Source organism: Comamonas endophytica, from assembly GCF_023634805.2.
Classification (GTDB): domain Bacteria; phylum Pseudomonadota; class Gammaproteobacteria; order Burkholderiales; family Burkholderiaceae_C; genus Comamonas; species Comamonas endophytica.
In genome coordinates this window covers 517753-543500 of sequence record NZ_CP106882.1, presented here as the reverse complement: position 1 = coordinate 543500, position 25748 = coordinate 517753, and the positions used below count along the sequence as shown (strand labels likewise).

Below are 25748 nucleotides of genomic sequence, written 5' to 3'. Positions count from 1 at the left end.
GATTTGCTTTGCCATGTAGAGCCAGAGAAACGCCAGGCGCTTTCTGGAAGCCAGGCGCCTACTCTAGAATCGCGCCCAATAACAATCAATGACAGGAATGCGGTCATCCATGACCAAATCTTATGGAGTGCCCATGAACTTCCGCCAGATCGAGGCTTTCAGGGCGGTGATGGTCACGGGATCGGCCTCGCGCGCCGCCGACCTGCTGCAGATCACCCAGCCCGCCATCAGCCGCAGCATTCTCGAGCTGGAGAAGGCCACGGGTTTCGCGCTCTTCGACCGCATCCGCGGCCGGCTCGTGCCCACGGCCGAAGGGCAGCTGTTCTTCCGCGATGTGGAGAACAGCTTCCAGGGACTGGACCGCCTGCGCCTGAGCGCGGCGCGCATCCGCGACTTCGGCAGCGGCGACATCCGCATGGCCAGCCTGGCCGCCATGGGCTCGACGCTGGTGCCGCACGCGCTGCGGCTGTTTCGCGCGCAGCACCCCGACATCGCCGTCACGCTTCAGGTCGGCGCCTCCTCCACTGTGCGCGAGCTGGTGATGGGCAGCCGTTTCGACGTGGGCCTGGCGGCCGACGAGATCGACGTCTCCGGGCTGGAGCACCAGCTGTTCGCCACGCCCAAGGGGGTCTGCGCGATGCCCGCGGGCCACCGGCTCAGCGAGCGCACGGTCATCACCCCCGAAGACCTGGCCGACGAGCCCTTCATCGCCCTGGCGCCGGAGGACACCGTGCGCCGCAAGCTGCAAAAGGTCTTCGAGGCCGGCAACGTGCGGCCCAGGATCGTGGCCGAGACACCAAACTCGTCCACCGTCTGCGCGCTGGCCATGGAAGGCCTGGGCATCGGCCTGGTCAACCCCTATGCCGCCGATGGCTACGCCGCGCGAGGCGTGGTTTTCCGGCCGTTCTCGGCCGCGGTGCATTTCCGCACGCTGCTGATCTTCCGCCCGGACCTGCCCAAATCCCGCATCGTGCGCGACCTGACTTCCTGCCTGCTCGAGGCGCGCAATGCGCGGGCCGAGCGGCTGGTCAGCTGAGTTCGGACTTCCTGCATCTCCACCGGCCGGCCGCGCCGCTCCTGCGGCGCGGCATAGCGCATTGCCGTTATCCTTCGCCCCCATGCCCACCCTCTTCGACACCCGCACCATGCGCTATCTGCTGGCCGTGGCCGACCTCGGCAGCATGACGGCGGCCGCGGCCCATCTCGAGGTCGCGCAGCCGGCGCTGAGCCAGGCGCTGCGGCGCGTGGAGCAGACGCTGGGCGTGCGCCTGTTCGAGCGCTCGCGCCGCGGCTCGGTGCTCAGCAGCGCGGGGCAGGCGGTGATCGAGGACGTGCGCGCCAGCCTGGCGCTGGCGGAAGGCGCCGAGCGCAAGGCGCGGGCGATTGCCGGGGGCAAGAGCGGACGGCTGCACATCGGCTTCGTCACGCACGCGGTGTACGACGTGCTGCCCCAGGCGCTCAAATTGCTGCACGCGCAGTTCCCGGGCACCCAGGTGGTGCTGTCCGAGATGGGCAATGCCGATCTGGTGCAGGCCTTGAGCGAAGGCCGCATCGACCTGGCCATGCTGCATACGCCCGTGGCCTTGCAGGGCCGGGTGCGGCAAAAGCTGGTGCGCCGCGATCCGCTGGTGGCGGTGCTGCCGGCCAGCCATCCGCTGGAGGCCGATGGCCATGCCGCCCTGGCTGATCTGGAGCGCCTCGGGCTGGTCTGGTTCCCCGAGGCGCAGCTGCCCGCGTTGCGCGCCGGCATCGCCAGTGCCTTCGCGCGCTCCGGTCTGGCGCTGCGCGTGGTGCAGGAGACCAACCGTTCGCTCACCGTGCTGTCGTGCGTGGCCGCCGGCGTGGGCGCCTCGCTGCTGCCGCAGTCCGCCGAGGTGCTGCACCACCGCGGCGTGCGCTTCGCGCCGCTGCGCGATGGCGAGTGGCTGCCGCACTTCGAGCTGAGCGTGCTGTGGCAGGCCCAGGGCAAGGCCACCCTGGCCAGCCAGCTGGCCGAACTGCTTTAGTCGAGCGAGATATTGGCGCGCTTGCCCAGCGCCGTCCACTGGCTGATCTCGCTGCGGCGGAACTGGTCCGCCTCCCTGGGCGTGGAGCCAATGACCTCGGCGCCCAGCGCCATCAGCTTGGCCTTGATCTCGCGGTCGTTCAATGCCGCAGCCACATCCTTGCTGATCTTCTCGACCAGTGCGGGCGGCGTGCTGGCCGGGGCAAACAGCCCGTTCCATTCATACACGTCCACGCCGGCCACCCCGGCTTCGACAAAGGTCGGGGTGTCGGGAAGCACCGGCGAACGGCGCGTACCTGCCACCGCCAGCGGCTTGAGCTTGCCGCTCTGGATATGCGGCAACGAGGACGCCAGGCTGGCAAAGAACACCGGCACGTTGCCGGCCATCACATCGACCAGGGCCGGGCCGCCGCCGCGGTAGGCGACATGGGTCATCGGGGCGCCGGTCTTGAGCGCGAACAGCTCGGCTGCCAGATGCTGCGCCGAGCCATTGCCCGACGAGGCATAGTCCAGCTTTCCGGGGTTGGCCTTGGCGTAGGCCACGACGTCCTTGGCCGATTGCGCGGGAAAGCGCGGATGGATCACCAGCACGTTGGGCACCTTGACCAGCAGCGACACCGGCGCAAAGGCCTTGAGCGTGTCGAAGGGCATGCGTTTCTTGAGCGCTGCGTTCTGCGCATGGTTGGACGCATCCACCATCAGCGTATAGCCGTCCGCGGGAGACGACAGCACGGCCTGCGCGCCGATGATGCCGCCTGCACCGCCGCGGTTGTCGACCACCACGGACTGGCCCCAGAGCTCGGTGAGCTTGGTGGCGAGAATGCGCGCGGCGACATCCACGGTGCCGCCGGGCGGATAGGTCACCACCAGGCGCACGGGCTTGTTGGGAAAATCGGTCTGGGCCTGCACGGCGGGGGCAAGGGCCAGGGCGGCGAGGCCCAAGGCCAGGGAACGGCGTTGCATGTTGTCTCCTGCGGGTTGAAGTTATTGGGGGATATGGAACAGCTCGGCCGCCGTGGCGCCCAGGATCTCGCGCCGCTGGGCGGCATCGGGCACCCAGTCGGCCAGCGCCGCCAGGCTTGTGCCGTAGTCGGCAAGATGCCGGTGCTGGGTATGCGGCCAGTCGCTGCCCCAGACCAGGCGCTGGGGGCCGAAGGCCGCCAGCAGCTGGCGTGCGCATTCCCGGGCCGCGGGCGCGTCCCGGTCGGGGCTGTCGCTGGCATTGCGGTAGGCCGCCGACAGCTTGACCCACACCCGCCCTGCATCCGCATGCCGCAGCAGTTCGGCAAAGCCGGCATCGGCGCTGGCCTGGAGGGGGGCGGGCCGGCCGAAGTGGTCGACGACAACGCGGCAGCCAGAGCGTGCCGCGGCCGCGAGCAGCGCCGGAAGATCCGCCGCTTCGCGGTGCAGCTCCAGGTGCCAGTCCAGCGCCCGGATGCGCGCCAGGAAGGCTTGCCACAAGGGCAGCGACAGATCGGGCAGGACCTGGCCCACCAGATTCAGGCGCACGCCCGTCACGCCGCCGGCAGCCAAGGCCGCCAGCTCGGCCTCGGAGGTGTCGGGCTCGAGCATCACCACACCGCGCAGGCGCTGGGGCTGCTGGCGCAGCACGCTCAGCAGATAGCTGTTGTCATAGCCCAGGAAGCTGGGTTGCACCAGCACTCCGTGGGTGATGCCATGCATGTCGAGCAGATCCAGATATTCGGCTGGCCTGGCATCGAAGTCGGGCGCATAGCGCCGCGCCGCGGTCAGCGGCATGTGCTGCATGAAGACGTGAGCGTGGGAGTCCACGGCGAGAATGGCGGTCATGGCGCGACTGTATGCGCCTGTGCCGCCATGCGTGAGGGCGGTGGTGGTGCCCATGCATAAGCGCAGCTTATGGCAGAGCGGCGGGCATAAGGCCTGTTCAGCTCCGTCCCGCCAGAGGGAGATGCCTGTCTACGGTGTCGATGGACAGCAGGCGCCAGCCCCCGCACCCTCAGTCCGCCGAGGACTCAACGGGATCATAGGCATGCTGGCGCCCCAGGGCGGCGGCCATGCAAAGCAAAGAGGCCAGGCCGCGGCGTACATCGGGCGCGTTGGCCATGCGCACCAGGCCCAGCAGCGAAGGCGTTTCTTCCATCCGCTCCATCCGCGCCGCCGCCATGCGCGCCGCATTGCCCACCGACCAGGCCGCGCCCATGCCGTCCTCGAAAGCCTTGGACAGCTTTTCCACCATATAGGCATCGCTCATGTCGACCACATCCGCCGCAGCGGACAGCATGTCCACGACATTGTTCAGCCGCCGCCCCGCCAGCAAGGGCTCCAGCCTGGCCACCAATTCGGCCAGGCCCTGCATGGCGGCAGCGTTCTGCAGCAGCCCCTGGGCCGCGCCGGCAAGGCAGGGATCCCGGGCCGTCGGGATATCGTTCGCGCCATCCATTTCTCCACTCCTTTGAATGATCCGGCAGCTCAGACCAGGCCACGTGCCACGGCCCAGTACATGCCCCGGTTGAAGCCCTTGCGCATCATCCCCCCGATGCGGTGCGGCGGCGTGGGCTTGACGTCCTGCCGGTAGTCGTACCACAGCGGCATGCCGGCATCGAGCCCCATCTGGGCAATGGCCACCACGCGGCCCTCGTAGGCGTCGCAGGTGCGGCCGAAGCGGATCTGCGCGGCGATGTTGTTGACGACCACCGGCGACTGGCTGTGGCATGCACCGCCGGCCTTGCTGACGGGCAGGTCCACGGTATCTCCCAGTACATAGACGTTTTCCATGCCCGATACCTGCAGGGTCTCGTGGTCGGTGGGCAGCCAGCCCTCGCCGTCCTGGGCCTGCGAGATTCCGCAGTCGCGTACCGCCTGTACCGCGCGGATGGGAGGCGTGGCCATCAGGATGTCGAAATCCTCCGACTGTCCTTCCTCCGAGTGGGCCACCTTGCGCTCGGGGTCGACACGGGACAGCGTGAAGCCGCGCAGAAAACGGATGCTGCGTTGCGCGAAGACCTCGGGCAGGATCTCGCAGGTCTGCTTTTGCAGGAACAGGCAGTTGCGCAGCAGCTGCGACACGGTGGGGTAGGTATAGAAGACCTCCACCTGCCCGCGCACGCCGCGGCGGCGCAGCAGCTCGTCGAGCATCAGCGTCGTCTCGATCGGCGCGATGCCGCACTGGTGCGGGACATTGGGCGTCTTCGGAAAGGTGACAGTGATCAGCACCCGCCCCTTTTCGATGCGCGCCAGCTTGTCGGCCAGCTGGCGCGCCGGCGCATGCTGGTAGAAATGGTCGCCGCCCTCGGCCAGGCCCTCGATGCGTTCGGGGCAGGGAACGCACCCCGTCGAAATGACCAGATGGTCGTAGCCGAAGCGCTTGCCGCTTTTGCAATGCACGGTTTGCAGCACGAAGTCGAAGCCTTGCACTTCCTCGACCTGGAAATCGATCTCGGGCCGCAGCAGGCCGCGCTGGCGGCGCCTGAGCTCCTCGCGGAAGAACGCGTCGAAGGCCACGTACATGAACGCCGGCTTGTAGTAATGCCAGGGGGAGTTGGACAAAAGGGTGATGCGGACCTTGCCGCCGCGCACTTCCGTATGGAGCTTGCTGGCCAGATGGTTGGCGGTCATGGTGCCGCCAACGCCCCCGCCGATGATCAAGATGTGATGCGCCATGCCTTGCCGCTCCCGTGAAGCATGAAAATTTCAGCCGCTAAAATTCGCAAGGGGCCTGGGTCCAACGCTGCAGTCCCGGGCGTTACCCCGGGACTCAGCCGTCTTGGCAAGCGCGCGGTGAAAGTGGCCGCTCGCTGCGAATATCTTGCGCAGCATAGGACGCCGGCATTGCGATCACAAGCTTGGCCCGGGCATTTGCCGGCGGCAGCGCCATAGGCGGTAGAGTGGGCTCTCTGTCATTCATTACGCTGAGGACGCCATGAAAGCCATCCAATTGACCGCTCCTGGCGGCCTGGACCGCCTGCAGATCACCACCCTGGCCGATGCCGCCGCGCCGCAGGCCCATGAAATCCAGGTCCGCATCCACGCCAGTTCGCTGAACTACCATGACCTGATGGTCGCCAGCCGCGAAGGGGCGACCGCGCCCGGGCGCATACCGATGGCGGACGGTGCGGGCGTGGTCACCGCCGTGGGCGCTGGGGTGACGGAGTTCGCAGTGGGCGATCACGTCGTCTCCTGCTTCTTTCCGCAGTGGCAGTCGGGCCGCTACGCGCCCAGCAGCTTTGATTTGGTGCCGGGTGACGGATGCGACGGTTTCGCGCGTGAAATGGTCACCATGCCGGCCACCGCCTTCACGCATGCGCCCCGGGGCTACAGCCACGAGGAGGCCGCCACGCTGACGACTGCGGGGCTCACGGCATGGCGCGCCCTGGTGGTCGACGGGCAACTGCAGGCCGGCGATACCGTCCTGGTGCTGGGTACCGGAGGGGTCTCGCTGTTTGCCCTGCAGATGGCCAAGAGCATGGGCGCCCGCGTGGTGGCGACCACCTCCAGCGCCGAGAAGGCGCAGCGGCTGAAGGACCTGGGCGCGGACGCCGTCATCAATTACCGGGAGACGCCCGAATGGGGCGATGCCGTCCTAGCCGCCACCGGGGGCCGTGGCGCCGACATCGTGGTGGAAGTGGGCGGGCCCGGCACACTGGCGCAGTCCATCCGCGCCTGCGCCGTGGGCGGGCATATCGCCCTGATCGGCGTGCTCACCGGCTTCAGCGGCAGCATTCCCACGGCGGAGCTGATGTCCAAGCAACAGACCCTGCAGGGGCTGATCGTCGGCAGCCGCGAGCAGCAGCAGGACATGGTGCGCGCACTGGAGCAGTTCAGCTGGAAACCGGTGATCGACAGCTGCTACCCGCTGGAGCAGCTGGCCGCGGCGTTTCGCCACCAGCAAAGCGGCGCGCACATCGGCAAGATCTGCCTGAGCTGCGCATAGGCCAGCCGCAGAGTGATGGCGTGCGCTCGGCGGCAGCGCAATTTGGAGGCTGCCCCGGGCGTCTTGGATATCGGGCAGCGCTCCCAGACCGTCGGGCAGGCCTGCGCATGGCGCAGCTGCCACCTCAATAACCCACTGCCATTGTCAACTTTTGCCGCTGGAAATTATCTATTTCTTCCCTATTTATTTTTGCCATATGAAATATTTAGCGAGAAGCAGAAGAAAAACACTCTCTTTTTGAAAAATCATTCATTAAATGCATTCAATTTCCGCCAATTCGTGTCATTCAAAATGCTTTGACCACTGCGTTTGCCGCACGATGGACGATATTGCTCGACGTTGTGCCAATCAGCAATAAAAAGAACTCATCTAAGAGAAACTTCTTTTAAAAAATAGGGTAAATTAGCCTTACTCGCGGCTTCTATCATGGGTAAGGGAAATTCAGGCATGCGCCATTTGCAGCGATTTTTTGTGCTGACAATGAATGGCATCGACCTTTTGACGAGAAACTTCCCATGAATCACCAAGCTTGCGGTTCTGCCGTCACGCAGGGCGCCAGCGCCCAACAAGTGCATTTGCACCGTCCTGCTGCCAGCGCCATGCCGCAGGCTGGCGCACTGCGCTGGCCGGCGGATGCCATCCAGGCACTGCTGGACCTGCCTTTCATGGAACTGATGTACCGGGCCCAGGCAGTGCATCGCCAGCATTGGCCGCAGGGAGAGATCGAACTGGCCACCTTGCTGTCCGTGAAGACCGGTGGCTGTCCGGAAAATTGCGGCTACTGCCCCCAGTCCTCCGAATTCGATACCGGTGTGAAAGCCGGGAAGCTTCTGAGCGTGGAAGAGGTCACCTGTGCCGCGAAGGCGGCGCGGGATGCCGGCGCCACCCGCTTTTGCATGGGCGCCGCCTGGCGCGCGCCCAAGGACCGCGACATCGAGAAGATGAACGAGCTCATTGCGGCGGTGAAAGACCTGGGCCTGCAGACCTGTGCCACGCTGGGCATGCTGCAGCCGCACCAAGCCGTGGCGCTGCGCAGCGCGGGACTGGACTACTACAACCACAACCTCGATACCGCGCCCGAGTATTACCAGGACGTGGTCAGCACCCGCCAGTACCAAGACCGCCTGGATACCCTGGCCGCCGTGCGTGAAGCCGGCATCAGCGTGTGCTGCGGCGGCATCATCGGCATGGGCGAGGCCCCGGTGCACCGCGCCGGGTTGATTGCCCAGCTGGCCAACATGCAGCCCTACCCGGAATCCGTGCCGATCAACAGCCTGGTGCGCGTGCCCGGCACGCCGCTGGCCGACAGCGACCCGGCGGATCCGCTGGATTTCGTGCGGGTGATCGCCGTGGCCCGCATCACCATGCCGAAAGCGCGCGTGCGCCTGTCCGCTGGCCGCCAGCAGCTGGGCGAAGCGGTGCAGGCCCTGTGCTTCATGGCGGGGGCCAATTCCATCTTCTATGGCGACAAGCTGCTGGTCACCGGGAACCCGGATGTGGAAAACGACGCCCGCCTGCTGCGAAAGCTCGGCTTGCAAGGGCTGCGCGCAACCGCCTGAGCATCGAAGGCTGCGGCAGTTCGGCAGCCTTTTCCCATCCCGTCCCATCCCGTTGTCTGCGCAGGCCCCTCGGCCCGCGCCTGGGCGCAGCCATGCCTGCGCCATGGAGAGTTCGTCCATGCATACTGCATCCCTGGCGGCCCGCAGCCTGAAGTCCGTCTGGCATCCCTGCACGCCCATGAAGCGGCACGAGACGGAGCCCTTGTTGGCCGTGCAACGGGCCCAGGGCCCGTGGCTGTACGACACGGACGGCAAGCGTTATCTCGATGCCATCAGCTCCTGGTGGGTCAATCTGTTCGGTCATAGCCACCCGCACATCCGTGCAGCGCTGGCAGACCAGCTCGAACAGCTGGACCACGTCATGCTGGCCGGCTGCACCCATGCGCCGGTGGTCGAGCTGTCGGAAAGACTGGCGGCACTCACCGGGCTGGGCCACGCCAGCTATGGCAGCGACGGTGCCTCTGCCACCGAAATGGCCCTCAAGATGAGCGCCCACTACTGGCGCAATCTGGGCAGACCGGAAAAGAATGGCTTTGTCGGTTTGGCCGGTGGCTACCATGGGGAAACCGTGGGGGCGCTGTCCGTCACCGACGTGCCGGTTTTCCGCAGCGCCTACGCGCCCCTGGTACGCCTGTCCGCCACGGTGCCCAGCCCCGACGCGCGCCTGGCGCGGCCCGGCGACTCGGCGGCGGACGTGGCCCGCCGTGCCGCGGCGGCACTGCAGGCCTGGCTGGAGCAGCACCATGCGCGTACCGCCGCTCTGGTGGTGGAGCCGCTGATCCAATGCGCCGCCGGCATGGTGATGTACGACCCCGCCTATCTGCGCCGGGCCCGCGCATTGTGCGATCACTATCAGGTGCATCTGGTCGTCGACGAGATCGCCACCGGCTTTGGCCGCACCGGCAGCATGTTCGCCCACCAGCAAGCGGGCATTCGGCCCGATTTCATCTGCCTGTCCAAAGGCCTGACGGGCGGCACGCTGCCTTTGTCCGCCGTTCTGACCACCGACGCCGTCTACCAGGCGTTCTACGGCACGGATGCCGCGCAAGCGTTCCTGCACTCGCATTCGTACACCGGCAACCCATTGGCCTGCCGTGCGGCGCTTGCCACGCTGGAGCTGTTCGAGCAGCTCGATACCTTGCAGGCCAACCGCCTGTTGGCGCAACGCCTGAGCACCGCTTTCGCACCGCTCGCCCAGCACCCGCGCGTGCGCCACGCGCGCCACCTGGGCATGGTGTGGGCCTGGGATATCGAGACCTCGCTGCCCGGCTTCGCGCAGCGCTACCACGCTGCCGCCAAAGCCCGCGGCTTGCTGCTGCGGCCCATCGGCTCCACCCTGTATTGCATGCCGCCCTATGTTCTGGACACCGATGAAGTGCAGCTTCTGGGCAGCCAAGCCCTGGCGGCACTGGAAGACTGTCTGCGGCAAGAGGCCCAGGCCCAATCCAACCCAAGGAACGACAAATGATGTCTTGCTTCGTCACCGGTACCGACACCGGTGTAGGGAAAACCTTGTCCAGCTGCGCCTTGCTGCATGCGCTGGCGGAGTACCACGCGCGCGTGGTCGGCATGAAGCCGGTGGCTTCGGGCGCCGAAGCCGATGGGCAGGGCGGCTGGGCCAATGAGGACAGCCTGGCGCTGCGCGCCGCCAGCACGCTGCGCGTTGACCCGGCATGGGACAACCCGGTCCTGCTGCCCGATCCCGTTTCTCCCCACATCGCGGCGCAGCGCGCCAACGTGCGCGTCACGCTGGCGCCGATCCTGGCAGCCTACGGGGAACTGCGCAGGCAGGCCGATGCGATCGTCGTCGAGGGCGCGGGGGGCTGGCAGGTGCCACTGTCGCCTGATCTGCGCATCTCGGACCTCGCCATGGCGCTGCAGCTTCCGGTCGTGCTGGTGGTCGGCCTGCGCCTGGGTTGCATCAACCACGCCTTGCTGACGGCGGATGCCATCCGCGCCAGCGGCTTGCCGCTGGCGGGCTGGATCGCCAGCCGTATCGACCCGGGCATGCGGGAGCCTGAAGCGAATATGGCATATCTGCGCCAGCACATGGGCGCTCCCTTGCTGGCAGACATCGCCTGGCAAGCCCGGCCGGACGCACGCACGGTGAGCGTGCAACTGCCCAGGGAATGGCAATGAAGGACCTGGCGCCCGATTCCTGGCTGCAGGAGCTGCCGCGGCAGTTGCAGGCCCTGCACGACCAGCACCTGCTGCGTACCCGCCGCCGCGTCGCGCCACGGCAGGGCGCGCACATCACCGTCGACGGCGAAACCATGCTGCAGTTCTGCAGCAATGACTATCTGGGCCTGGCCCGGCATCCCGCGCTGATCGAAGCAGCGCGCCAAGGGGCGCTGGAGTTTGGCGTGGGCTCCGGGGGCTCGCCCATGGTCAGCGGCCACAGCACGGCCAATGCCGAGCTCGAAACCGCATTGTCCAGCTATGTGCAACTGCCACGGGCGCTGTATTTCTATGCGGGTTTCGCCACCAATGCCAGCGTCATTCCCGCGCTGGTGGGCGAGGGTGACGAGATTTTTTCCGATGCCCTCAACCACGCCAGCCTGATCGATGGCTGCCGGCTCTCGCGCGCCAGCATCCGCCGCTATCCGCATGCCGATCTGGCGGCCCTGGAGCGATTGCTGGCCGCCAGCGCGGGCCGCCGCAAGCTGGTCGTGAGCGATGCGGTCTACAGCATGGATGGCGATGTCGCGGACATTCCCGGGCTGCTGGCGCTGTGCGAGCGCCACGATGCCTTGCTGATGCTCGACGATGCCCATGGCCTGGGCGTGCGCGGCCCGCAGGGCCGGGGCAGCCTGGCGGCCGTGGGCCTGACCGGGGCCCACGCCAGCCCGCGCTTGCTGTACATGGGCACGCTCGGCAAGGCGGCGGGGGTGGCGGGAGCTTTCGTGGCGGGCAGCGCGCCTTTGGTGGAATGGCTGCTGCAGCGCACCCGCAGCTACACCTTCGCCACCGCCGCACCGGGGCTGCTGGCACGTGCCCTGCTAGCCAGCCTTGCCGCCATGGAGCAGAGCGACAGCCTGCGCAGCCACCTGCAGGCGCGCATTGCGCAGTTGCGTGCCGGGCTTGCGCCTCTGTCGGCAGCCATGGGCTGGCGGCTGTTGCCTTCGGAGACGCCCATCCAGGCCCTGGTGATCGGCGACAACGCAACCGCCCTGCAATTGATGGCCGCCTTGAGCCGCCAGGCCATCTGGGTGCCGGCCATCCGCCCGCCCACGGTGCCTGCCGGTACGGCCCGGTTGCGTATCGCCCTGTCTGCTTGCCATACATCAGAGGATATTGAACGGCTGCTGCAAGCGTTGAAAGCGGCGGCTGGCGTCTTGCCCGGATGGCATGAGGAAGCGTAAAAGCCGCGGGCAGCAGGGCATGGCCCGCGCGCCGGAGCAGTTCCGCGGGAAGGCCGTGATCGACAGCAGCTACCCGCTGGAGCCTGCCGCGGCATTGCGCCAACAGCAAAGCGGCCGGCATGTCGGCGAGATCTGCCTGAGCCCCGCGTAGGCTGGATGCAGGCCGTCCCTTCGCAACCAGCGGCAGCGCAATGCGGCGTGTTGGTCCGGGCGCCTACAGAACACACGCACATCACAGCCAGCCGCACGACACGGAGCTCACATCGGTTGCCCCAATGCACCGCCGCAGACGCAAGCCGTCCGTATGGAAGCTGCCAGTCTTCCGTGTGCTCGACATGTCGGAAACTGCCACGGTGATCGACGTCTGCTTGCTTCTCCCAGTTAACCGCGTTTGATTAATATTGATAATTGAATTTATAAATCAATAGTTAATATTTTTATTGAAGTGGAAAGGCGATCCTTGCAGACATTTGTCTCTGACGAGCCTGCCACTCGGCAACGGAGGCACTGCCAGAAAGCTCGGCTTGCGTCCCTCAAAATTCGTTGAGGCAATGGAACCGATTGTTTCCAGTGGTTACGAACGGTTAGCCATCCCATAACTGAGGAACCGCCATGCCAATTGCTACCGGAAAATCCTGAAGGAACCTGCGCAGTGAAGCGGGTGTGATTCCCCTTACCAAGCATGGCCAGAAATCGTCATCGGTCCCATGACGATTGGGTTGCCTCCCCAGAGCAATAGCGAGCGGCGCAAGTCGTTTCGTGCAGGTTGCCGTCGCCGCCGAATAAAACCGGGGCGAATTTGCAAACGCGGTGATGTCCATCCCGCGTCTGATTATCGATTTCATCATTGAACGCCCTGCCGCCGGCGCAGTGCGTGGGGCCATTATTTTCTCTCGCTTTGCTGATGACGAATCCATAAGGATAATGAAATGCGCGTGAATCAATCGAAATCGTTGAATATCGTCGAACGTCTCAAGGACGGTTCCATTGTCCATATTCCCGTCGCTCAGCAGTCCATTGTCATTGTGGCCAAGCCAGGGGCGCAATATGCACTGATCGATATGGCAACCGGGAAATCGCCCAGCCACATCGTGGTCAAGCGCAAGGGAAATGCGCTGGTCATCGAGGAGCAAGACTCCTCCAGGGTGCTTGCCGAACTCCATGATTTCCATGATCAGCCGGATGCCGCCTTCATTCCCCAGGCGGAGCTCAGGGGATCGGCATTGGAGGGCGCGGCATTGACAGCGGAGTCGCCTGTCATGCACATGACGGCGGGGGGCGAGCCGGTCATCTGGATGGACAGCGAGAATGACTCTTCGGCGGCCCTGTTGTTCGGCCTGCTGGGCGCAGGTGGGGTTGCATTGGCGGCCGGTGGCGGTGGTGGCAGTGGTAGTGGCAATACTGGTGGTGGCAATACTGGTGGTGGCAGCGGCAATACGGGCGGTGGCGGCGCTGCGGTGGTCAGCAATACCGTCGTTGGCACCATCGTTGCGGGGCCCGTGGTGGCGGGAAACGATCTGCATGTCGAGGTATTCCAGGCCGACGGCATTACCAGGCTGGGCGAATCGGCGGTCAATGCGGACGGAAGCTTCTCTGTCGCCATCGGCAGCTATATGGGTGTGGTGATTGCCCGTGTCGTGAACAAAGGCGCTAACGCGGATTATCTTGACGAGGCCACGCAAACCCTTAAAAACCTCGATGCCAAGCTGTCGGGTATCGAGGTGGTGACAGAGCCCAATTCCACGGTGGCAATCAATATCAATGCGATTGCCACATTGTCCTATCTCAAAATCATGGAGTCGGCAGGCGGTTCGTTGCCCAGTGCGGCCCTGGTGGCGAGCGTCAACCAGGCCATTGCCGAACTGTTTTCCCTGCCCGGTCTGCATGGCATGGCCGTGGTGCCGACCAATGGCGGAGCATTTGACGCCGGCAATGGCATGAGCGCGGGCGAGGCCTATGGCGCCATCCTTGCGGCGCTGTCCGGCGCCGATGCCTTGAATGGCGGCGACAGCCAGAAATCGATCGAAGAACTGCTTGCCGGCCTTACGGTGACGGGCATTTCGGCGGCCTTGACGGAGATGGCACAGGCCCAGCTCGTCAAGGGGGCCGAGCACACTTCTGGCCAGACCGGCCAGAGTCTTGCGGGCTTTGTCGCGGGTGTCGTCGATACCTATGCGCCCCATTTCAATTCCGGTAGTGCCTCGCCAGCGGTCGACGAGAACATCGGCGCCGCTCGGACCGTCTACACGGCCGTTGCCAACGATGCCGCCGGATCGGTGACCTACAGTCTCAAGCCGGGTGCGGACGCAGCGCTGTTCCGTATCGACGCCGGCACCGGCACGGTGACGCTGCTCGGCAACCCGGATTACGAGACCAAGCCCCGCTATAGCTTCACCGTGGTCGCCACCGATGCCGTGGGCAACGCGAGCGAGCAGGTCATCAACCTGGCGATCAACAATCTGGACGATACGGCGCCGGCCATTACCTCGGGCGGCATGGCCACGGCGATCGCCGAAAACAGCGGCGCGGGCCAGGTGGTCTACACCGTGACCAGCACCGACAGCGCCGATGTTTCGACCGGAAGCCCCCGCTACAGCCTCAAGGCCGGCCTGGATGCGTCATTGTTCAGCATCGACGCCGGCACGGGCGCGGTGAAGCTGACCGGCAACCCGGATTACGAGACCAAGTCCAGCTACAGCTTCACCGTGGTCGCGACCGATGCCGCGGGCAATGCCAGCGAGCAGGTGGTGACGCTGGCGATCAACGATCTGGACGAATCTGCGCCGGTGGCCGTCCCCCAGGTGCTCAGGTTGTCCATCGGCGGAAGTCTCTCCGGTGGGAGCAACATATACAAAGCGGGCGATAGCGTCTTGGTTACCGTCATGCTGAACCAGCAGGTCGTTATTGACAACAGCAACGGCATGCCGCGCGTTGCGCTGGATATCGGCGGCCGCACGGTCTATGCCACCTATTTCGGGGGCGGGCCGTCGCAGCTGGAGTTCCGATACAGGATCGTGGCCGGGGACAGCAGCCCCGACGGCGTTGCCATCGCTGCCAATGCGCTGGAACTCCATGGCAGCACGATCAAGAATGCGGCCGGTACCGATGCACTGCTTGCGCACGGGCCGGTCGCAAACAGCGTGGTCCCGGTCGATGCAGTAGCGCCTGTGCTGACGTCGGGCGCGAAGGCTGCGGCCATCGATGAGAACAGCGGTGCGGGCCAGATCGTCTACACGGCCGCGGCGACCGACATCAATGAAGTGTTCTACAGGCTCAAGCCAGGCGCGGATGCGGATCGGTTCAGCATCGATGCCCGCACGGGCGCGGTGACGCTGACCGGCAATCCGGATTACGAGACCAAGCCCAGCTACAGCTTCACGGTGGTGGCAACCGATGCCGCGGGCAATGCCAGCGAGCAGGTGGTGACGCTGGCGATCAACGATCTGGACGATACGGGGCCCATATTGCCGGTGGACACCACGGCACCGACGCTGGTATCCAGTACGCCGGCGGACAACGCTACGAACGTGGCAGCGCGCAGCGATATCGTATTGACCTTCAGCGAGGACGTGATCGCCGGCAGCGGCGATATCGTCATTAGAGGTGACAGCCCCCTCCTTCCCGGCAGACCCGGGCGCATTTCTCTACGAACCATCTCCGTCGACGACACATCCCTGGTTGCTGTTGATGGCAACCGGGTCACCATCAATCTAGGTGGGGATCTGGAGCCTGGCTGGACCTATTATGTGCAGATGGCCAGCGGGGTGTTTGTCGATCGGGCCGGAAACGCCTACGCGGGAATCACCAGCACCACCGGGTTGAATTTTGCAATGGGTGGGTCTATTGAAGTCGAGCCCACCGTCAGCAGTGTCTCCATTGGCTCCACGGAAGAGCCGGGCAGTGTGCTCAATGCCGGCGATATCGTCTACGTGACCGTCACGCTGAGCGAGGCAGTGCTGGTGACCGGCGCGCCGCGCATTGCGCTGGACATCGGCGGTAGCACGGTTTACGCCACCTATTCTTCGGGCAGCGGCACGGCGGCGCTGGTGTTCCAGTACATCATCCAGGCTGGCCAAAATGCCCCTGGCGGTATCGGCACCGACTCCAACGCACTGCAGCTCAATGGCGGCACGCTCAAGAATGCGGCCGGCACCGATGTGATGCTCGCGCATGGGCCAGCCCAGAACCTCGACTACCAGGTCGACACGGTGGCGCCCAGGCTGATTTCGGGTTCAACGGCTTTTGCCATTGATGAAAACAGCGGTGCGGGCCAGATCGTCTATACGGCCGCGGCGACCGATATCAATGAAGTGTTCTACAGGCTCAAGCCAGGCGCGGATGCGGAGCAGTTCAGCATCGATGCCCGCACGGGCGCGGTGAAGCTGACCGGCAACCCGGATTACGAAACCAAGTCCAGCTACAGCTTCACCGTGGTCGCGACCGATGCCGCGGGCAATGCCAGCGAGCAGGCGGTGACGCTGGCGATCAACGATCTGGACGAATCTGCGCCGGTGGTCGCCCCCCAGGTGCTCAGGTTGTCCATTGGCGGAAGTCTCTCCGGTGGGAGCAACATATACAAAGCGGGCGATAGCGTCTTGGTTACCGTCATGCTGGACCAGCAGGTCGTCATTGACAACAGCAACGGCACGCCGCGCGTTGCGCTGGATATCGGCGGCCACACGGTCTATGCCACCTATTTCAGGGGCGGCCCGTCGCAGCTGGAGTTCAGATACAGGATCGTGGCCGGGGACAGCAGCCCCGACGGCGTTGCCATCGCTGCCAATGCGCTGGAACTCCATGGCAGCACGATCAAGAATGCGGCCGGTACCGATGCACTGCTTGCGCACGGGCCGGTCGCAAACAGCGTGGTCCCGATCGACGCAGTAGCGCCTGTGCTGACCTCGGGCGCGAAGGCTGCGGCCATCGATGAGAACAGCGGTGTAGGCCAGATCGTCTATACGGCTGCGGCGACCGATATCAATGAAGTGTTCTACGGGCTCAAGCCAGGCGCGGATGCGGAGCAGTTCAGCATCGATGCCCGCACGGGCGCGGTGACGCTGACCGGCAACCCGGATTACGAGACCAAGCCCAGCTACAGCTTCACGGTGGTGGCAACCGATGCCGCGGGTAATTCTAGTGAGCAGGTGGTGACGCTGGCGATCAACGATCTTACGGGGCCGGTTTTCGCCGGGAGCAGTGCAGTGACGGCGGAGGCGGTCAACGAGAACCGCCCTGAGGGCACGGTCGTCTATACGGCCCAGGCCAACGATGCCAATGGCGTGACCTATCGCCTCGGAGGCACGGATGCGCTGCTGTTCGCAATCGATGCCGACGGGGTCGTGAAGCTGACAGGCCGTCTGGACTATGAAACCAAGCAGAACTACAGCTTCACCGTGATGGCTACCGATAGCGCGGGCAATGCCAGCTCTCAGGTGGTGACGCTGCCGATCAACGATCGTACGGGGCCGGTCTTCGCTTCGGGCGCCACGGCGGAGGCGATTGCCGAGAGCAGCGCTTTGGGCACGACCGTCTACACGGCCGTCGCCAACGATGCCAGTGGCGTGAGCTACAGCCTCTCGGGCACCGACGCCGAGAAGTTCGAAATCGACGCCGCCTCCGGAGACGTGAGGCTGATCGGCGGCCTGGACTATGAAACCAAGCAGAGCTACAGCTTCACCGTGGTCGCCACCGACGGCGCGAACAATGCCAGCTCTCAGGCAGTGATGCTGCCGATCAACGATCGTACGGGGCCGGTCTTCGCCTCGGGCGCCACGGCGGAGGCGATTGCCGAGAACAGCGCTTTGGGCACGACCATCTACACGGCCGTCGCCAACGATGCCAGTGGCGTGAGCTACAGCCTCTCGGGCACCGACGCCGAGAAGTTCGAAATCGACGTCGCCTCCGGAGACGTGAGGCTGATCGGCAGCCTGGACTACGAAACCAAGCAGAGCTACAACTTCACCGTGGTTGCCACCGATGGCGCGAACAATGCCAGCTCTCAGGCAGTGACGCTGCCGATCAACGATCGTACGGGGCCGGTCTTCGCCTCGGGCGCTATAGCAACGGCGCAGGCCATTGATGAGAACAGCGGTGCAGGCCAGATCGTCTACACGGCCGCAGCGACCGATAGCAATGAAGTGACCTACAGCCTCAAGCCAAGCATGGATGCGGAGCGGTTCAGCATAGACGCCAGCACCGGCGCGGTGACGCTGATCGGCAACCCGGATTACGAAGCCAAGGCCGGCTACAGCTTCACGGTGGTGGCCACCGATGCCGCGAGCAATGCCAGCGAGCAGGTCGTCACCCTGGCGATCAACGATCTGGACGAAGTGGCGCCGGCCATCACTTCGGGCGGCACGGCCACGGCGATCGACGAGAACAGCGGTGCGGGCCAGGTGGTCTATACCGTGACCAGCGACGACAGCGCGGATGTTTCGACCGGAAGCACCCGCTACAGCCTCAAGCTCGAGGAGGGTACGGATGGGGCGCTGTTCAGCATCGATGAAGTCACCGGCGCGGTGACGCTGATCGGCAACCCGGATCACGAGACCAAGGACAGCTACAGCTTCACGGTGGTGGCCACCGATGCCGCGAGCAATGCCAGCGAGCAGGTCGTCACCCTGGCGATCAACAATGTGGACGATACGGCGCCGGCCATTACCTCGGGCGGCACGGCCACGGCGATCGACGAGAACAGCGGTGCGGGCCAGGTGGTCTACACCGTGACCAGCACCGACGACGCCGATGTTTCGACCGGAAGCACCCGCTACAGCCTCAAGCTCGGGGAGGGTACGGATGGGGCGCTATTCAGCATCGATGAAGTCACCGGCGCGGTGACGCTGATCGGCAACCCGGATCACGAGACCAAGGACAGCTACAGCTTCACGGTGGTGGCCACCGATGCCGCAGGCAATGCCAGCGAGCAGGAGGTGACGCTGGCGATCAACGATCTGGACGAAGTGGCGCCGGCCATTACCTCGGGCGGCACGGCCACGGCGATCGACGAGAACAGCGGCGCAGGCCAGGTGGTCTATACCGTGACCAGCACTGACGAGAACGATGTCTCCACCGGCACCACCAGCTACAGTCTCAAGCCCGACCAGGACAGGGCAGCATTCAGCATCAATGCCAGCACCGGCGCGGTGACGTTGATCGGAAACCCGGATTTCGAGACCAAGTCCAGCTACAGCTTCACGGTGGTGGCCACCGATGCTGCAGGCAATGACAGTGAGCAGGCGGTGACGCTGACTATCAACGATCTGGATGGCATCGTAGCTACCGTCACCAGTGTCGCCATCACCGGCTCCACAGAAGCGCCAGGCCGTCCGCTCAATGCCGGCGATGCGGTCTTCGTGACCGTGACCCTGAGCGAACCAGTGCAGGTGACCGGCATACCGCGTATCGCGCTGGAGATCGGCGGGACGAGGGTGTATGCGGATTATGTAGCCGAAGGCATGCGGGACGCTGAGATGCCTTCCGTCGCGCGGAATAGCGGCGAACCGTCCGCGAATCTTGCATCTCGGAGTGGCACGACGGCGCTGGTATTCCAGTACACGATTCTGGATGGCCAGAACGATGGCGACGGCATCGCCATCACGGCAGATGCGCTGGATCTCCATGGCGGAACGATCAAGAATATGGTCGGCAACGACGCCGTATTGACGCACGATCCGGTGGATGCCAACCCTGGTTATCCCATCGACACGATGGCGCCTCGGGTGAGCAACGTGGCCCTCAGCGGCACTTCCTACGGCGAGCACAGCATACTCAGCGTGGGTGATGTCGTCTTTGTCACCGTCACCTTGAATGAAACAATATTCATTGACACCTCTGGCGGCACGCCGTACATCGCGCTGACCATCGGTGCCGAGACGGTCAATGCCACCTACGTCGGGGACAACGTATCGTCGCAGTTGGTGTTTCAATACCAGATCGAGGCCGGGCAGACCGCTGCCAGCGGCATCGCCATCGCAGCCAATGCGCTGCAGCCCAATGGCGGCACGTTCAAGGATGCGGCCGGCAACGACGCGGTATTGACGCATGCGCTGGTGCCCGCCAATGCCGCTTACCAGATCGATACGACACCGCCCCAGGTGAGCAGCGTGGCCCTTGGCGGCCCCGATGACAGCGAGGGCAGAAGTCTGCGCGCGGGCGATACCGTCAGTGTGACCGTCACCTTGGATGAAAACACCTTCGTCGATCTGACCAACGGCTCGCCGCGCATCGCGCTGACCATCGGTGCCGCTACGGTCTATGCCAGCTATGTCTCGGGCAGTGGCACGTCGCACCTGCTGTTCCAGTACACGATCGAGGCTGGTCAGAACGATGTCAATGGCATCGCCATCGCGGCCAACGCGCTGGAGCACAATGGCGGCACGCTCCAGGATGCGGCCGGCAACAACGCAGTATTGACACATGTGGAGGTGAGCAGCAACTACCAGGTCGACACGATGGCGCCTCAGGTGAGCAGTGTGACATTCAGCGGGTCCTCCGACAGCGAGCACAGCATACTCAACGCGGGCGATACCGTCAGCTTCACCGTCACGTTGGATGAAGACACCTTTGTCGATCTGACCAACGGCACGCCGCGCATCGCGCTGACCATCGGTGCTGCTACGGTCTATGCCAGCTATGTCTCGGGCAGCGGTACGTCGCACCTGCTGTTCCAGTACACGATCGAGGCTGGTCAGACCGATGTCAATGGCATCGCCATCGCGGCCAACGCGCTGGAGCACAATGGCGGCACGCTCCAGGATGCGGCCGGCAACAACGCAGTATTGACACATGTGGAGGTGAGCAGCAACTACCAGGTCGACACGATGGCGCCCCAGGTGAGCAGTGTGACATTCAGCGGGTCCTCCGACAGCGAGCACAGCATACTCAACGCGGGCGATACCGTCAGCGTCACCGTCACGTTGGATGAAGACACCTTCGTCGATCTGGCCAACGGCACGCCGCGCATCGCGCTGACCATCGGTGCCGCTACGGTCTATGCCAGCTATGTCTCGGGCAGTGGCACGTCGCACCTGCTGTTCCAGTACACGATCGAGGCTGGTCAGACCGATGTCAATGGCATCGCCATCGCGGAAAATGCGCTGGCTCTCGATGGGGGCGCGCTCAGGGATGCGGCCGGCAACGAGGCCGCATTGCTGAACCGGGCAGTGGCCGACAACCCGGGCTATTTGGTCGACACGACGGCGCCCCAAGTAAGCAATGTCAACCTTCGCGGCTCCAACGACGGCCAAAACCGCCCCCTCAGCGCCGGCGATATCGTCCGCGTCACGGTCACGTTGAGCGAAGCCGTGCAGATCACCGACGAGCCACGCATCGCGCTGACCATTGGCACTACCCAGGTCTTTGCCAGCTTCGCCGGGTATGCCGCAGGCAGCAATAGGGGGTTGGTGTTCGAGTACACGATCCTGCAAGGCCAGAACGATGCCGACGGCATCGCCATCGGTGCACTGGATTTCAATGATGGCGCGATCAGCGATCTGGCTGGCAACGCCGCCGGCTTGACGCATGCTTTCGTGAACGGCAATACCGGCTATGTGGTGGACACGGTGCCGAGGGTGCTCGCGGTCGGCATCGGTGCCAGCCGCTATAACGGCCCACCCACTGTAGGCGACTCGATCGAACTCGTGTACCAACTGACCGTAGGCGTGCAGGTCACCGGAACGCCGCGCATCGCGATGACCCTCGGCACCACCGAGGTCCTGGCCGACTATGTCGGGTATTACTATGGCCGCAGCGATACGCTGCAGTTCAAGTACACGATCCCGCAAGGCCAGCGAGATTCCGTGGGCCTCACCATAGGTACACTGGATCGCACCAATGGCACGGTCAGCGATCTGGCTGGCAACGACATCGGTGCGGCGCTCGATATTCCGTACCGCATTAACGAATTTGTGGTCGACACGCCACCGAATGTAGTCGCGGTCGTATTCAGCGGCTCCAACGATGGCGAGGACAGAGCTCTGCACGCGGGAGATACCGTCAGCGTGAAGATCACATTGACCGACGCCGTGCAGGTCAGTGGCACGCCGCGTATTGCACTGACGATAGGCACCACGCGGGTCTTTGCCGAATACGTGGGGCTCGCCTATGGCAACTACGACAAGGAGCTGGTGTTTCAGTACACAATCCTGGACGGCCAGACCGACACCGACGGTATCACCGTCGACGCGCTGGATCTACATGGCGCCTGGATCTTTGATCGGAGCTACAACGCCGCGGACTTCACGCATGGTTTTTGGGGTAGCAATACCGGGTATATGGTGGATACAACGGCGCCCACGTTGACCTCGGATGCTACGGCTGCTGCCATTGATGAGGACAGCGGTGCGGGGCAGATCGTCTATATGGCTACTGTCACCGAAGGCGATGCGGTGACCTATAGCCTCAAGGATACGGATTTGGCGCTGTTCAGCATCAATGCCGCCACCGGCGAGGTGACGCTGACCGGCAACCCGGATCACGAGACCAAGGACAGCTACAGCTTCACGGTGGTGGCCACCGATGCTGCAGGCAATGCCAGCGAGCAGGAGGTGACGCTGGCGATCAACGATCTGGACGAGGTGGCGCCAGCCATCACCTCGGGCGGCACGGCCACGGCGATCGACGAAAACAGCGGTGCGGGCCAGGTGGTCTATACCGTGATCAGTGACGACAGCGCAGATGTTTCGACCGGAAGCACCCGCTACAGCCTCAAGCTTGGGGAGGGTACGGATGGGGCGCTGTTCAGCATCAATGCCGCCACCGGCGAGGTGACGCTGATCGGCAACCCGGATCACGAGACCAAGGACAGCTACAGCTTCACGGTGGTGGCCACCGATGCTGCAGGCAATGCCAGCGAGCAGGAGGTGACGCTGGCGATCAACGATCTGGACGAGGTGGCGCCGGCCATCACCTCGGGCGGCACGGCCACGGCGATCGACGAAAACAGCGGTGCGGGCCAGGTGGTCTATACCGTGACCAGCGACGACAGCGCGGATGTTTCGACCGGAAGCACCCGCTACAGCCTCAAGCTCGAGGAGGGTACGGATGGGGCGCTGTTCAGCATCGATGAAGTCACCGGCGCGGTGACGCTGAATGGTAACCCGGATTACGAAGCCAAGGCCGGCTACAGCTTCACGGTAGTGGCGACGGATGCCGCGGGCAATGCCAGCGAGCAGGTCGTCACCCTGGCGATCAACAATGTGGACGATACGGCGCCGGCCATTACCTCGGGCGGCATGGCCACGGCGATCGACGAGAACAGCGGTGCGGGCCAAGTGGTCTATACCGTGACCAGCGACGACAGCGCGGATGTTTCGACCGGAAGCACCCGCTACAGCCTCAAGCTCGAGGAGGGTACGGATGGGGCGCTGTTCAGCATCGATGAAGTCACCGGCGCGGTGACGCTGATCGGGAACCCGGATCACGAGACCAAGGACAGCTACAGCTTCACGGTGGTCGCGACGGATGCCATGGGCAATGCCAGCGAGCAGTTGGTGACCCTGGCGATCAACGATCTGGACGAAGTGGCGCCGGCCATCACCTCGGGCGGCACGGCCACGGCGATCGACGAGAACAGCGGCGCGGGCCAGGTGGTCTACACCGTGACCAGCACAGACGACGCCGATGTCTCGACCGGAAGCACCCGCTACAGCCTCAAGCTCGAGGAGGGTACGGATGGGGCGCTGTTCAGCATCGATGAAGTCACCGGCGCGGTGACGCTGATCGGGAACCCGAATTACGAGGCCAAGAACAGCTACACGTTCACCGTGGTCGCGGCCGATGCCGCGGGCCATGAAGGCGAGCAGCTGGTGACGCTGCAGATCCTCAATGTGGACGAAACGGCGCCGGAAATTACCTCGGGCGACACGGCCACGGCGATTGCCGAGAACAGCGGCGAGAACCAGCTGGTCTATACCGTGACCAGCACCGACACGGATGTGGCCGCTGGCGCCGCCGCCACCAGCTACCGCCTCAAGCCCGTTGAGGGCCAGGACGCAGCGCTGTTCGACATCGAGGCCGACACCGGCAAGGTGACGCTCAAAGGCAACCCGAATTACGAGGCCAAGAGCAGCTACACGTTCACCGTGGTCGCGACCGATGCCGCGGGCCGTGAAGGCGAGCAGCTGGTGACGCTGCAGATCCTCGATGTGGACGATACGGGGCCGGTCTTCGCCTCGGGCGCTACGGCAACGGCGCAGGCCATTGACGAGAACAGCGGTGCGGGCCAGATCGTCTACACGGCCGCGGCGACCGATAGCAGTGAAGTGACCTATAGCCTCAAGCCAGGCATGGATGCGGAGCGGTTCAGCATAGACGCCAGCACTGGCGAGGTGACGCTGATCGACGATCCAGATTACGAGACCAAGCCCAACTACAGCTTCACTGTGGTCGCAACCGATACCGTGGGCCATGCCAGCGAGCAGGAAGTTACGCTGGCGATCAACGATCTTGGGCCGGTCTTCGCCCCTGACTTGCCGATGGATGCGGTTGCCGAGAACAGCGCTGCGGGCACGGTTGTCTACAGGGCCGTCGTCCTTGGGTCCGAAACCGTGACTTACACCCTGGAGGGCGAGGACGCACAGCAGTTTGAAATCCATCCCACCTCCGGAGACGTGGAGCTGATCGGCAGCCTGGACTACGAAACCAAGCAGAGCTACAGCTTCACCGTGGTCGCCACCGATAGCGCGGGCAAGGTCGGCTATCAAGCAGTGACGCTGCCGATCATCGATGTGGACGATACGGGACCGGTCTTCACCTCGGGCGCCACGGCGACGGCGCAGGCGATTGCCGAGAACAGCGCTGTGGGCACGGTGGTCTACACGGCCGAAGCCAGTGATCCCAGTGGCGTGAACTACAGCCTGCAGGGCGAGGACGCGCAGCAGTTTGAAATCGACTTCACCGGCAGCGTGACGCTGATCGGCAGCCTGGACTACGAATTCAAGCAGAACTACAGCTTCACCGTGGTCGCCACCGATGGCGCAAACAATGTCAGCTATCAAGCAGTGACGCTGCCGATCATCGATGTGGACGATACGGGGCCGTCGCTGCAGTCCAGTTCCCCAATGGATAATGCTGGGAACGTGGCTGTAGACAGCGATATCGTGCTGACCTTCGACGAGGCCGTGTTTATCGGCAGCGGCAATATCGTCATCATTGGCCAACCCGCGGGTGCCCCCCTTCGCACCAGCGGGGCGGAGAATCCACTTATTATCCCGGTCAACGACACATCCCAGGTCACTATCGACGGCAATATAGTCACCATTAATCCGTCAATCGAGCTGCAGCCGAACTGGACCTACCATGTGGAGATAGAAAGCGGGGCGTTCACGGATGAGGCCGGAAATGCCTATGCGGGAATTGCCGACGACACCACGCTGAATTTCAGCACGCCTTTTACCGAAGTTCCTCCCGAATCGTCGGCGGACTCCACCATCGTTGTATTTGACCTGATCCAGGGCGTGAGTTCCAACCACAGCGGCCGGACCTTCGACGCCGACACCAGCTACACCATTTTCATCCATATGGATAGCGAGGGGGGAGACCTCCGCCCCGCAGGCGCTTGGACGGGAGGCAGCAACCTGGGGCAGGATGACAAGATTGTTCTGGTGGGGTCGGGAGCTCCAGTGGGATCAGGTAACGCAGAGATTGTCTCCCACAGAGCTGACTCAACTGCTGAAAATTGGTTGGGGCCGGGAATCCAGCCACTTGTTCCGCCCACTCAGTTAGCACTGCTTTACAGCCATGGAGTATTTGCATACGTTAATCGTGGAGCGCCTGATCTTTGGACCGGCGCGTGGAGCGCGAACCCCAATGCGGACCACGCCTTTGGCGAGATCTATTTCACATCGTTTGCTGCCGCAGGGGCACCCAATGTGCTGAGCACCCAGGGGTTGGTGTAACCGGTCCAAGGCGTC

At 64.2% G+C, this 25748-nt stretch carries 13 protein-coding genes; 9 read left to right on the top strand and 4 right to left on the bottom strand.

Annotation, left to right across the window (positions count from 1 at the left end):
* The first annotated feature begins 109 nt into the window (after positions 1-109).
* Positions 110-1036, top strand: a complete 927-nt coding sequence (locus M9799_RS19375; protein WP_231044753.1) for a LysR substrate-binding domain-containing protein — start codon at positions 110-112, stop codon at positions 1034-1036.
* 82 nt (positions 1037-1118) lie between these two features.
* Positions 1119-2006, top strand: a complete 888-nt coding sequence (locus tag M9799_RS19370; RefSeq protein WP_231044752.1) for a LysR family transcriptional regulator — start codon at positions 1119-1121, stop codon at positions 2004-2006.
* On the opposite strand, the gene M9799_RS19365 is transcribed toward M9799_RS19370, so the two are convergent.
* The 4 genes from M9799_RS19365 to M9799_RS19350 form a co-directional block, all read right to left on the bottom strand.
* The gene (locus M9799_RS19365) at positions 2003-2968 is read right to left on the bottom strand and encodes a tripartite tricarboxylate transporter substrate binding protein (protein WP_231044751.1); all 966 of its coding nucleotides are present in this window, start codon (positions 2966-2968) and stop codon (positions 2003-2005) included. The two genes, M9799_RS19370 and M9799_RS19365, sit on opposite strands and share 4 nt — an antisense overlap.
* A gap of 21 nt (positions 2969-2989) precedes the next feature.
* Positions 2990-3814 (bottom strand): amidohydrolase family protein, encoded by an 825-nt coding sequence (locus M9799_RS19360; RefSeq protein ID WP_231044750.1) that lies wholly within the window; start codon positions 3812-3814, stop codon positions 2990-2992.
* Between the two features lie 169 nt (positions 3815-3983).
* Entirely contained in the window at positions 3984-4427 is a 444-nt protein-coding gene (locus M9799_RS19355; protein ID WP_231044749.1) for a DUF1641 domain-containing protein, read from the bottom strand.
* A gap of 29 nt (positions 4428-4456) precedes the next feature.
* On the bottom strand, positions 4457-5647 hold the full coding sequence (locus M9799_RS19350; protein WP_231044748.1) for an NAD(P)/FAD-dependent oxidoreductase: 1191 nt from the start codon (positions 5645-5647) through the stop codon (positions 4457-4459).
* A gap of 259 nt (positions 5648-5906) precedes the next feature.
* Here M9799_RS19350 and M9799_RS19345 point away from each other — a divergent pair, with 259 nt between their 5' ends.
* From M9799_RS19345 to M9799_RS19315, 7 genes are all read left to right on the top strand, one after another.
* Complete coding sequence (locus M9799_RS19345) at positions 5907-6917, top strand: zinc-dependent alcohol dehydrogenase family protein (RefSeq protein WP_231044747.1); 1011 nt, start codon at positions 5907-5909, stop codon at positions 6915-6917.
* 515 nt (positions 6918-7432) lie between these two features.
* Entirely contained in the window at positions 7433-8476 is a 1044-nt protein-coding gene (bioB, locus tag M9799_RS19340; RefSeq protein ID WP_377009090.1) for a biotin synthase BioB, read from the top strand.
* A 118-nt stretch (positions 8477-8594) separates the two neighbouring features.
* Positions 8595-9944 carry an adenosylmethionine--8-amino-7-oxononanoate transaminase gene (bioA, locus tag M9799_RS19335; RefSeq protein WP_231044746.1) on the top strand — a complete coding sequence of 450 codons (1350 nt, stop codon included), beginning with the start codon at positions 8595-8597 and terminating at the stop codon, positions 9942-9944.
* Positions 9941-10615 (top strand): dethiobiotin synthase, encoded by a 675-nt coding sequence (gene bioD / locus M9799_RS19330; protein WP_231044745.1) that lies wholly within the window; start codon positions 9941-9943, stop codon positions 10613-10615. The genes bioA and bioD overlap by 4 nt, the downstream gene beginning before the upstream one ends.
* Positions 10606-11838, top strand: coding sequence for an 8-amino-7-oxononanoate synthase (gene bioF / locus M9799_RS19325; protein ID WP_231044744.1), 1233 nt, complete (start codon positions 10606-10608; stop codon positions 11836-11838). The genes bioD and bioF overlap by 10 nt, the downstream gene beginning before the upstream one ends.
* Positions 11825-11989 carry an MDR/zinc-dependent alcohol dehydrogenase-like family protein gene (locus tag M9799_RS19320; protein ID WP_231044743.1) on the top strand — a complete coding sequence of 55 codons (165 nt, stop codon included), beginning with the start codon at positions 11825-11827 and terminating at the stop codon, positions 11987-11989. Before bioF ends, M9799_RS19320 begins: the two co-directional genes overlap by 14 nt.
* A 778-nt stretch (positions 11990-12767) precedes the next feature.
* Complete coding sequence (locus tag M9799_RS19315; RefSeq protein ID WP_263726043.1) at positions 12768-25733, top strand: cadherin domain-containing protein; 12966 nt, start codon at positions 12768-12770, stop codon at positions 25731-25733.
* Positions 25734-25748: the final 15 nt, after the last annotated feature.